At 54.1% G+C, this 10,270-nt stretch carries 10 protein-coding genes; 4 read left to right on the top strand and 6 right to left on the bottom strand.

The genetic code is table 11. The features are described from left to right. On the bottom strand, positions 1 to 387 hold a 387-nt coding region (locus EHN07_RS19570), incomplete at its 3' end, for an RNA-guided endonuclease InsQ/TnpB family protein (RefSeq protein WP_148085479.1). A gap of 23 nt (positions 388 to 410) precedes the next feature. Between EHN07_RS19570 and tnpA the strand changes: the two genes are divergently transcribed. Beyond that, positions 411 to 827 (top strand): IS200/IS605 family transposase, encoded by a 417-nt coding sequence (tnpA, locus tag EHN07_RS19565; protein ID WP_124025680.1) that lies wholly within the window; start codon positions 411 to 413, stop codon positions 825 to 827. Between the two features lie 141 nt (positions 828 to 968). On the opposite strand, the gene fruA is transcribed toward tnpA, so the two are convergent. From fruA to fruB, 3 genes are read right to left on the bottom strand one after another with little or no spacing between them, the layout of a single operon-like run. Continuing rightward, positions 969 to 2,651, bottom strand: a complete 1,683-nt coding sequence (fruA, locus tag EHN07_RS19560; protein WP_124025679.1) for a PTS fructose transporter subunit IIBC — start codon at positions 2,649 to 2,651, stop codon at positions 969 to 971. A 15-nt stretch (positions 2,652 to 2,666) separates the two neighbouring features. Continuing rightward, a complete protein-coding gene (fruK, locus tag EHN07_RS19555; protein ID WP_124025678.1) occupies positions 2,667 to 3,605 on the bottom strand; it encodes a 1-phosphofructokinase in 939 nt (312 codons plus the stop codon). After that, positions 3,602 to 4,735 carry a fused PTS fructose transporter subunit IIA/HPr protein gene (gene fruB / locus EHN07_RS19550; RefSeq protein ID WP_124025677.1) on the bottom strand — a complete coding sequence of 378 codons (1,134 nt, stop codon included), beginning with the start codon at positions 4,733 to 4,735 and terminating at the stop codon, positions 3,602 to 3,604. Before fruB ends, fruK begins: the two co-directional genes overlap by 4 nt. Positions 4,736 to 5,106: 371 nt before the next feature. On the opposite strand from fruB, the gene setB reads away from it, so the two are divergent. Next, positions 5,107 to 6,288: a sugar efflux transporter SetB gene (setB, locus tag EHN07_RS19545; RefSeq protein WP_124025676.1), complete on the top strand. Its 1,182-nt coding sequence runs from the start codon at positions 5,107 to 5,109 to the stop codon at positions 6,286 to 6,288. On the opposite strand, the gene EHN07_RS19540 is transcribed toward setB, so the two are convergent. Beyond that, a complete protein-coding gene (locus EHN07_RS19540; protein ID WP_124025675.1) occupies positions 6,285 to 6,539 on the bottom strand; it encodes a YkgJ family cysteine cluster protein in 255 nt (84 codons plus the stop codon). The two genes, setB and EHN07_RS19540, sit on opposite strands and share 4 nt — an antisense overlap. A gap of 157 nt (positions 6,540 to 6,696) precedes the next feature. Here EHN07_RS19540 and yeiP point away from each other — a divergent pair, with 157 nt between their 5' ends. Then, the gene (gene yeiP, locus EHN07_RS19535; protein WP_064512540.1) at positions 6,697 to 7,269 is read left to right on the top strand and encodes an elongation factor P-like protein YeiP; all 573 of its coding nucleotides are present in this window, start codon (positions 6,697 to 6,699) and stop codon (positions 7,267 to 7,269) included. 59 nt (positions 7,270 to 7,328) lie between these two features. On the opposite strand, the gene uxuA is transcribed toward yeiP, so the two are convergent. Next, positions 7,329 to 8,522 (bottom strand): mannonate dehydratase, encoded by a 1,194-nt coding sequence (gene uxuA / locus EHN07_RS19530; RefSeq protein ID WP_124025674.1) that lies wholly within the window; start codon positions 8,520 to 8,522, stop codon positions 7,329 to 7,331. Positions 8,523 to 8,732: 210 nt separating this feature from the next. On the opposite strand from uxuA, the gene EHN07_RS19525 reads away from it, so the two are divergent. Further along, positions 8,733 to 10,196 (top strand): mannitol dehydrogenase family protein, encoded by a 1,464-nt coding sequence (locus EHN07_RS19525; protein ID WP_124025673.1) that lies wholly within the window; start codon positions 8,733 to 8,735, stop codon positions 10,194 to 10,196. The last annotated feature ends 74 nt before the right edge of the window (positions 10,197 to 10,270 follow it).

Here is a 10,270-nt window from a genome sequence, read left to right as displayed (position 1 = left end):
CAATGATATGCGACTATTGTCCTGATCCAGTTTCACGCCCTGCGGATAGCGGAATGAATCACTTTGACCGCGCTTTTTAAACCGCGGAAATGATGCGCGTTTCTGAAAGAAGTTTTTATAGCCGCGCTCAAGGTCTTTTAACACCTGCTGCAAAGGCTGAGAAGGTGATTCTTTCAACCATTGAGTTTCAGGTTCTTTTTTCCACTCAACCAGCCATGCTGTCATTTGTGCACAGGAAAGGTATTTGTTACCGGCCTCATGATTTTCATTCTGCAAGGCCAGTGATTTGTTGAATACAAAACGACACGCCCCAGCGAAGCGCCGCATATCGCGCTCTTGCTGACCATTAGGTCTTAGCTGGAATTTAAAGGCTTGTAGTCGTTTCATATGGAAGATGATATTTTTGGCCTATGACAAAAGAAACTGATATTCGTCGAGGAAGACACGGTACTTTCCTGATGCATGTTCACCTGGTATTTGTTGCCAAGTATCGACGCCGAGTATTTGATCAGGATGCTATCGAGAAGTTACGCAGTTACTTTGCCAGTGTATGCGCTGATTTTGATGTTGAACTGGTTGAGATGGATGGAGAAGGTGATCACATTCATTTGTTGGTCAACTACCCACCAAAATTAGCGGTATCCAGTTTGGTTAACAGTCTTAAAGGGGTGTCCAGTCGATTGCTTCGTCGTGATCGCCCAGACATTGCCACACGGTATTACTACAAAGGCGTTCTGTGGACTCCGAGCTACTTTGCCAGTAGTTGCGGCGGTGCGCCAATATCCATCATCCGGCAATACATTGAGCAACAGCAAACACCAGGTTAGGTAGAAAACCGTGCCTTATATCCCCGCCCTGAAGGACGGGGATATAAGGCACACTGGGTAAGCATAAAAATAAGCTCCCGGGGACCGGGAGCTTCAGAGCATTGTCGGATGCCGCTCGTCTATGCGATCTACGACTCGTTATTACGCTGTTTTAGCCGCTAACTCAGTTTCAGAACGTTTGAGGAAGGCATAGGACAGACCCGCCAGCAGGGTTCCCGCCACAATCGCAATCAGGTAGCCCACTACCGGGGTAATCGCGCCAGGGATCAGCAGAACAAACAGGCCGCCATGCGGAGCCATCAGTTTGGCCCCCACCGCCATGGAGATAGCCCCCGTTACCACCCCGCCAATGATACAGCATGGCAGCACACGCATTGGGTCACGAGCGGCGAACGGGATTGCCCCTTCGGTGATAAAGCACAGCCCCAGAACCATCGCCGCTTTACCGCCCTCCTGTTGCGCTTTGTCGAATTTACGACGCGCCACTATCGTTGCCAGGCCCATCGCCAACGGCGGCACCATACCTGCGGCCATAATGGCGGCCATCGGTGCGTAGGTTTGTGTACTAAGCAAGCCGACACCAAACGCATAGGCCGCTTTGTTCACCGGGCCACCCATGTCGGTACACATCATGCCGCCGAGGATTGCCCCCAGCAGAACCGCATTCGCCGTCCCCATAGTTTGCAGCCAGTGAGTCAAACCTTCGAGGATTTTTGCGACCGGCGTACCAATCAGGTAAATCATCGCCAGACCGACAACCAGGCTTGATAACAATGGGATAATCAGGATTGGCTTCAGCGCTTCCATGCTGGAAGGCAGTTTCAGCTTAGTGCTGATCAACTTCGCAATATAACCTGCAAGGAAGCCCGCAATAATCCCGCCGATGAAACCAGAACCGGTGCTCACCGCTAACATCCCGCCAATAAGACCTGGCGTCAGGCCCGGACGGTCAGCAATCGAGAATGCGATATAGCCTGCCAGCACCGGCACCATCAGCGCAAAGGCGGAACCGCCGCCAATTTGCATCAGGGCCGCCGCAAGCGTACCGGGCTCTTTAAACGCTTCGATACCAAATGCAAACGACAGCGCGATACACAGACCACCCGCGACAACCATCGGCAGCATAAATGAAACGCCCGTCAGCAGGTGGCGATAGGCACCCGTCGACTCTTTTTTCCCTTCTTTAGCGCTTGCCCCTGCCGCTTCATAAGGCGTCGCTTCCACAAGCGCTTTATCCAGCTCCTGCGCGGTTTTCTTTAGCGCCAGACCGGTTGAAGTGCGATACATCGGTTTGCCCGCAAATTTAGCCAGGTCGACTTCAATATCCGCCGCAACAATCACCAAATCGGCGGCTGCCACCTCTTCAGCGGTGATGGCATTTCCCGCGCCCACCGAGCCACGCGTTTCTACTTTTACCCACCAGCCACGTTTTTTAGCTTCGGTTTCAATCGCTTCTGCCGCCATAAAGGTGTGCGCGACGCCCGTTGGGCAAGCGGTAACGGCAACAATACGCTTCGGTCCTTGCGCCAGTTCAACCGGGGCTGAATTAGCTGGAGCGGTATAAGGCTTCGCTTTACCTTTAGCTTCACTTAAAAACAGTTCCGGGTGCTGTACGGCACGGTTGATATCACCCAGATAAACATTCTTACCATTCAATGCGTTATCGGCAGGGATCGCCGTACCCACAACGATGGCCATATCGGCATCGTTCGGATTGTCAATAATCTGCAGGCGCGCTTTAGCCGCCGCGCTTGTAAGCAGCGTTTTCGCAAGATAAGCGCGGGCTTGTCCCAGACCAGGTTCGATAATCAGCAGCGTTTTCATGGTTTCTCCCCTGAATCAGTTAAAAGGTTTCAGATCAACACGGGCCATCATGGCCGCCAGTTGAGGACGATCGGTGATGCCAACGTTGCTCTGGCTGACGGCCAGCGCCGCGACGGCGGTAGCCAGACGCAAAGTGTGTTCGCTGGACTCACGCATTAGCAGGCCATAGATAAGCCCGCCGACCATGGAATCCCCGGCCCCCACGGTGCTGACAACTTCACAAGCGGGTGGTTTAGCTATCCATTCGCCGGATGCGTTAACCCACAGCGCGCCTTCGGCCCCCAGAGAGATCACCACATGAGCAATCCCCTGGTCGCGCAGCGCGTGGGCCGCTTCAATCACATCTTTCATTGCCGGAAGCTTGCGACCGGCCCAGATTTCCAGCTCGCGGCGGTTGGGTTTCACCAGCCAGGGTGCCGCTTTCAGCCCTGCGACTAACGCTTCGCGGCTGCTGTCGAAAATAATGCACGGGCACAGGCTGCGCAGACGCGTCATCCAGTCGGTGAACGCTTCCGGGGAGACGCCTGCGGGCAAGCTGCCGCTGACGCACACCATATCGAACTGGCCAAGCCAGCTCAGAGAGTCGGCAACGAAGCGTTCCCAGTCGGACGGCGTGACTTCAAAACCAGAGAAGTTAAAGTCGGTGACTTCACCATCTTTTTCGGTCAGTTTTACGTTAATACGGGTGCGGCCCTGCACCACCTGGAAACGGTTAGCAATGCCCAGTTCACTGAACAACTGCTGGAACCCGTCCTGGTTATCTTTGCCCAGGAACCCGCCAACCGTGACATCAATACCCAAATCTTTGAGGACCTTAGCGACGTTGATGCCTTTACCTGCGGCATGCAGGCCAGTCGTACGCACCAGGTTGACTTCCCCGCGCTCAACTTCTGGCGTGTAGCCAACCAGATCGTATGCCGGGTTTAAGGTAATTGTTGCGACGCGACGACTCATGCTGCCCCCTCGCCAAGACCGGCGGCAATAGCTTCGCCAATGGCTTTCAGCGCTGCTTCAGCATCGTCGCCTTGTGCGGTAAAGCGCAGGCGATGGCCTTTTTTCACCCCAAGCGCCACGACTTTCATCAGGCTGCGGCCGTTGGCCGGTTTGCCACTGCCATCAAGGTTGGTCACGCTAATCTCACTGTTAAATTGTTTGATGGTATTCACCAGCACCGTACCGGGGCGGGCGTGCAGGCCATGTTCGTTACGAATCTGGAACTCGGCGCTCAGGCTGCTTTGGGCAGGGGCGCTATCCGATGTCAGCAGCGTCAACAACTCGGGTGCGTCAGCTTTCAGCAGGCGGTCAGCGGTGTTAGCGATCAACATATCGCTCAGGCGATTAAGCACCTGTAAAGGTTGATCATCCGCCACGGCAACGGTCATTAATAAAGCAACCGGTTGGCCTTCAGCTTCAAAAGCAGCGGCGGGACGGCTAATCGCAACCGCACTGGCAAGGTTGCCTTCGGGGCTGTCGTTCAGCCAGATGCCCTGCCCCAGATAAAGAGGTTTGCTGGAAACCACATGGCTGACAAACCCGGCGTTTGCCGCCCCCGCTTGTTTAATGCGCCCGGCGTTCAATGCCTGCAGCGTCATCAGGTCATCTGCGGCGACATCCAGCGCCAGCAGGGCGTTATCAAACAGCAATGAAGCCGATTGTTTCTCACCCATCAGCAAAGCGCGTAGCTCTTCTGCTGAAGTTGCAGTTTTGAGTTGTTCAGCAACTTCATCATCACTGAGCACATGAGTAAGCTGACGCAGCAGGCCGAGGTGTTCATCGGAACTCGCTGCAATGCCAATCGCCACGTAAGCCGTTTGGCCTGCGCCCCATTCGATTCCTTGCGGAAACTGGAACACCTGCACCCCGGTTTTCAGCACCAGATCGCGGGTATCGGTGGTGCCGTGTGGGATAGCAATACCATTGCCAAGGTAAGTGGAGGTTTGCAACTCGCGAGCCAGCATCCCTTCTACGTAGCCATTGCTGACGTTCCCGGCTTGCGCGAGGGCGGCGGCAACCTGACGTATCGCTTCTTCTTTGTTTCCGGCGCTCGCGCCCGGATGAATGTCCTGCACAGATAACTGGAACATGGTTCCCCTCTCCTGCTGAATTGAAACGATTCAGCTACAATGCGAAAAAATGCGCCATCCCACTGCTGAAGATAAAATAAGACGACGCTGAAACGTTTCAATGAGTGTGGAGATCCCCGGCAATTCAGGCAAGAGATGTTGTAATTTCGTTAGCGGAATTTAGAGGTTACGCACATTTTTACCGCGCCAAACGCAGAAAAAGCGAGCAACATCACAGTACGTTGCGCACGCTATTATTGCGCGTCAGCTTTTGCTGAAGCGACAAAAGAACGGCGCGTGACCTTTTCGTGTCGCTTTTGATTTGAACAGCTGTTTATTTGCTATCAAGGCGCGTAAACTCCGCGCGTTCATTGATAAGCGACCCCGAGAGCATGCAAAATTCCCCCATAGCGGCAACCCGTAAGCCCCTTGATATCACTTCGTCCGCCTTTTTGCTTGTCGCTTTTTTAACCGGCATTGCGGGGGCATTACAGACCCCGACGCTGAGCCTGTTTTTGGCGCAGGAAGTTAATGTGCGCCCGGCGATGGTGGGATTCTTTTTCACCGGCAGCGCGGTCATCGGTATTTTAGTCAGCCAGTTCCTGGCGGGTCGCTCCGATCGCAAAGGCGACCGCAAATCGCTGATTTTTGTCTGTTGCCTGTTAGGTGCATTAGCCTGCGTGCTGTTTGCCTGGAACCGTAACTATTTCGTCTTGCTGTTCGTCGGCGTGTTTCTCAGCAGCTTCGGTTCCACCGCCAACCCGCAAATGTTCGCCCTGGCGCGCGAACATGCCGATCATACCGGCCGTGAAGCGGTGATGTTTAGCTCTATTTTGCGGGCACAGGTTTCACTGGCCTGGGTCATCGGCCCGCCCATCGCCTACGCGCTGGCGCTCGGTTTTGGATTTACCACCATGTATTTGTGTGCGGCTTTCGCGTTTGTGGTGTGCAGCGTGATGGTACGAATGTTGTTACCGTCGATGCGTAAAGAGGGGGTGGCGAAAACCACTAAACTTGAAGCGCCACGCCGTAACCGTCGCGATGCGCTGCTGCTGTTTGTCGCCTGCACCATGATGTGGGGCTGTAACAGCCTCTACATTATTAATATGCCGCTCTACATCATTAATGAGTTACGTCTGCCGGAAAAACTGGCAGGAGTGATGATGGGGACCGCAGCCGGGCTGGAAATCCCCACCATGCTGATCGCCGGTTATTACGCGAAACGCTTTGGCAAGCGCTTCCTGATGCGTATTGCGGCAGCGGCGGGGCTGTTGTTCTACGTGGGTATGCTGACCTTAGATAATGAATATATGCTGCTCGGCCTGCAACTGCTGAATGCGATTTTTATCGGCATTCTGGCCGGGATCGGTATGCTGTATTTCCAGGATTTAATGCCCGGCCAGGCCGGTGCCGCGACAACGCTTTATACTAATACCACGCGCGTCGGCTGGATTATCGCTGGGTCGCTTGCGGGGGTGGTGGCAGAAATCTGGAATTACCACACCGTGTTTTATATCGCACTGGCGATGATTGCCGTCACCGCGTATTGCATGGTGAAGATCAAAGATATTTAAGGCGCGGTGGCCGCTTCGAGATAGATCAGGTAGTCCATGGCCTGCTGGCGCGTGGCGCCGCACATTTCGCGGGATGCCTGCAGGCTTGCGCAGACCTTTGGCCGCAGCGGCGAAGCAAAGATTTTGCAGCGCATGTCCGCGCCAAGCTGAACGCACAGGGTATTGGCGGGCTTGCCATTGGGCATGCCGGGGATCGGGCTTGATACAGAAGGCGCGGTGCAACACGCGCCGCAATCGGGACGACAGTCCATCAGCAATGCTCCGGTGGGCTGACAAGAATCTGGACTGTAGCAGTAGTGATGCGGGTTTACTATGGCGATTTATCCGCTAAATACGCTTGCCTGAAAGACGCCCCGCGAGTAATTTGTCGCAATATTTTCGCTCCTCCATTTTTCACAGGAAACTTCGATGCCAAGAGCTAACGAAATCAAAAAGGGTATGGTACTGAATTACAACGGCAAGCTGCTGATTGTTAAAGATATCGATATTCAGGCACCCAGCGCCCGTGGCGCAGCAACGCTGTATAAAATGCGTTTTTCCGATGTCCGCAGCGGCCAGAAAGTTGAAGAGCGCTTCAAGGGCGACGATATCGTCGATACCATTACGCTGACCCGCCGTTACGTTGATTTCTCTTATATCGACGGCAACGAGTATGTGTTCATGGATAAAGAGGATTACACCCCGTATATCTTCACCAAAGATCAGATTGAAGAAGAGCTGCAGTTCATTCCTGAAGGCGGCATGCCGGACATGCAGGTTCTGACCTGGGATGGCCAGCTGCTGGCGCTTGAGCTGCCGCAGACGGTGGATCTGGAAATTGTTGAAACGGCACCTGGCATTAAAGGCGCGTCAGCAAGCTCCCGCACCAAACCTGCAACCATGTCTACTGGCCTGGTGATTCAGGTTCCAGAATATATGGTGACCGGTGAGAAGATCCGTATTCATATCGCTGAAAAGCGCTCTATGGGTCGCGCAGATTAATTGCGGGTCAGAATGTAAAAAACGCGCCAGCAGGCGCGTTTTTTATGCCACTTAACGGCTTACTTCAGCAAGTCCGGGAACAGGGTTTGTTTCAGAGCCAGTTCCACACCGCGTACTTCCGCCAGCCCTTTCAGGCGGCCAATCGCCGAATAGCCAGGGTTAGTTTTCTTGTGCAGATCGTCAAGCATCTGGTGGCCGTGATCCGGGCGCATTGGGATCGGACGCAGATCGCCGGCGTTTTTACGGCGCTGTTCTTCGGTCAGAATCGCTTTTACCACCGCTACCATATTCACATCACCCTGCAGGTGCGCGCCTTCATGGAAGGTTTTCGGGTTCTCTTCGCGGCACGTTGCGCGCAGGTGGGTAAAGTGAATGCGATCGCCGAAGGTTTCAATCATCCGCACCAGGTCGTTGTCAGCACGCACGCCGTAGGAACCGGTACACATGGTGAAGCCGTTATAAATGCTGTCGACGGTTTCTTTCAGCCACTGCATATCTTCAATGGTAGAAACGATACGCGGCAGGCCGAGGATTGGACGCGGTGGATCGTCCGGGTGCACCGCCAGACGCACGCCAACTTCTTCCGCAACGGCAACAATCGCACGCAGGAAATACGCCATGTTCTCACGCAGCCGATCTTTGCTGATACCGTCGTATTCCGCCAGGCGCGCACGGAACTGGTCAAGGGTGTAGCCCTCTTCCGCACCCGGTAAACCAGCAATGATATTGCGGGTCAGTTTTTCCTTTTCTGCATCAGACATCTTGTTGAAGTAGTCCAGCGCCTGGCGCTGCTCTTCTTCGCTGTAATCCGCATCTGCGCCCGGGCGTTTGAGGATATGCAGCTCAAATGCCGCAAAGGCAATCTGGTCAAAACGCAGGGCTTTTGAACCGTCTGGCAGCTGGTATTCCAGGTCAGTACGCGTCCAGTCCAGAATAGGCATAAAGTTGTAGCACACGGTGTCGATGCCGCATTTCGCCAGGTTACGAATGCTCTGCTGGTAGTTAGCGATATGCTTATCGTAGTCGCCGGTGTGGGTTTTAATTTCTTCATGCACCGGAATACTTTCAACTACCGACCAACTCAACCCTTTTGCCGCCAACATCGCCTGACGCTCTTTGATGTCGGCAAGCGGCCAGACTTCGCCATTTGGGATGTGATGCAGAGCGGTCACGACACCGGTCGCGCCCGCCTGACGCACATCATCCAGCGATACCGGGTCTTTTGGGCCGTACCAACGCCATGTTTGTTCCATCGACAGTTCCTCAGTTAAGTTGTCATACCAATTATGGAAATAGTGAGCTGAATACTACCATACCGTAATCTGTATTACGGTCAAATTTTGCGGTGATATTGGTTGATCCAGCTCACATTAAAGGGATAAAGGCAGCAGACCAATTTTATTTGCTGTCATATAACTTTAGACTGGTCGATGTTATCAATTCGTTAATCAGGATTTACACGTATGAATACAATTGCTTCGGTCACCCTCCCCGCCAGCGTCCAGCAGCCGCGCTACGATCGTCAGGCGTTGCAAACCCGCATGGTCCATTTTGGTTTTGGCGCCTTTCATCGTGCCCACCAGGCGCTGTTAACCGATCGGGTGCTTAATAAACTGGGGGGTGACTGGGGTATCTGTGAGATTAGCCTGTTTAGCGGCGATAAGCTGATGAGCGCGCTGCGCGCGCAGGACCATTTATACACCGTGCTGGAAAAGGGGCGCGACAACAATCAGGCAATTATTGTCGGTGCGGTTAACGAATGCCTGAATGCAAAGCTTGACGGCCTGGATGCGATTATTGAGAAATTCTGCGAGCCGCAGGTAGCCATTGTTTCCCTTACCGTGACGGAAAAGGGCTATTGCATCGATCCGGCCACCGGCAGGCTTGACGGCAATAACGAACGTATTATTCACGACCTGCAAAACCCAACGGCCCCCCACTCTGCACCAGGTATTCTGGTAGAAGCGCTGAACCGCCGCCGCGAACGCGGCCTGCGTCCTTTTACCGTACTGTCCTGCGACAACATTCCCGATAACGGCCATGTGGTGCGTAACGCAGTGGTGGGCATGGCGGAAACGCGCAGCGAGGAGTTAGCCGACTGGATCCGCGATTGCGTCACCTTCCCGAGCACCATGGTGGATAGGATCGTCCCCGCGGCAACGCCTGAGTCACTACAAGAAATTACTGACGTGCTGGGCGTTGAAGATCCGTGCGCAATTTCTGGCGAGCCGTTTATCCAGTGGGTGATTGAAGATAATTTTGTGGCGGGCCGCCCGGCGTGGGAAGAGGTGGGCGTCGAAATGGTCAACGATGTGATGCCGTGGGAACAAATGAAGCTGCGTATGCTCAACGGCAGCCACTCGTTCCTTGCCTATCTTGGCTATCTTGCGGGCTACCAGCATGTGAATGACTGCATGGCCGATGAGAATTTCCGCCAGGCCGCGCACCGTTTAATGATGCAGGAGCAAGCGCCAACGCTGCGCGTCACCGGCGTTAACCTGCAGCACTATGCTCATAGCTTGCTGGAGCGTTTTGATAACCCGGCGCTGAAACACCGCACCTGGCAAATCGCCATGGACGGCAGCCAGAAATTACCGCAACGTATGTTAGAAAGCGTGCGCTGGCATTTGCAGCAGGGTGATGAATGGCCGTGTCTGGCGCTCGGCATTGCCGGATGGATGCGCTATGTCAGCGGCGCTGACGACGCAGGTCACGAGATTGATATTCGCGATCCGCTGGCGGCAAAAATCAAAACGCTGGTTGAATCAAGCAGTCCTGACCAACGCGTCCCTGCGCTGTTAAGCCTGCATGAAATCTTTGGCAGCGATTTACCCGCGAACGAGGAGTTTGTGGCGCAAATAACCTGCGCATGGCATGAATTATCTGCCCTCGGCGCACGCGCAGCGGTGGCAAAACTCGTCGTATAACAGACTGATGACAAACCCCATGACTTTCGCAAAAAAGAACAGCGACCATCAATAAAAAACAAGGAAAATCAATT

The sequence above is a fragment of the Buttiauxella warmboldiae genome (assembly GCF_003818135.1).
In the GTDB taxonomy this organism is placed as follows: domain Bacteria; phylum Pseudomonadota; class Gammaproteobacteria; order Enterobacterales; family Enterobacteriaceae; genus Buttiauxella; species Buttiauxella warmboldiae.
This window is presented reverse-complemented; position numbering and strand designations above follow the sequence as displayed.

Coding starts and splice junctions, on each gene's coding strand:
- tnpA (WP_124025680.1), top strand. CDS start 411: ATGACAAAAGAAACTGATATTCGTCGAGGAAGACACGGTACTTTCCTG.
- fruA (WP_124025679.1), bottom strand. CDS start 2,651: ATGAAAACGCTGCTGATTATCGAACCTGGTCTGGGACAAGCCCGCGCT.
- fruK (WP_124025678.1), bottom strand. CDS start 3,605: ATGAGTCGTCGCGTCGCAACAATTACCTTAAACCCGGCATACGATCTG.
- fruB (WP_124025677.1), bottom strand. CDS start 4,735: ATGTTCCAGTTATCTGTGCAGGACATTCATCCGGGCGCGAGCGCCGGA.
- setB (WP_124025676.1), top strand. CDS start 5,107: ATGCAAAATTCCCCCATAGCGGCAACCCGTAAGCCCCTTGATATCACT.
- EHN07_RS19540 (WP_124025675.1), bottom strand. CDS start 6,539: ATGGACTGTCGTCCCGATTGCGGCGCGTGTTGCACCGCGCCTTCTGTA.
- yeiP (WP_064512540.1), top strand. CDS start 6,697: ATGCCAAGAGCTAACGAAATCAAAAAGGGTATGGTACTGAATTACAAC.
- uxuA (WP_124025674.1), bottom strand. CDS start 8,522: ATGGAACAAACATGGCGTTGGTACGGCCCAAAAGACCCGGTATCGCTG.
- EHN07_RS19525 (WP_124025673.1), top strand. CDS start 8,733: ATGAATACAATTGCTTCGGTCACCCTCCCCGCCAGCGTCCAGCAGCCG.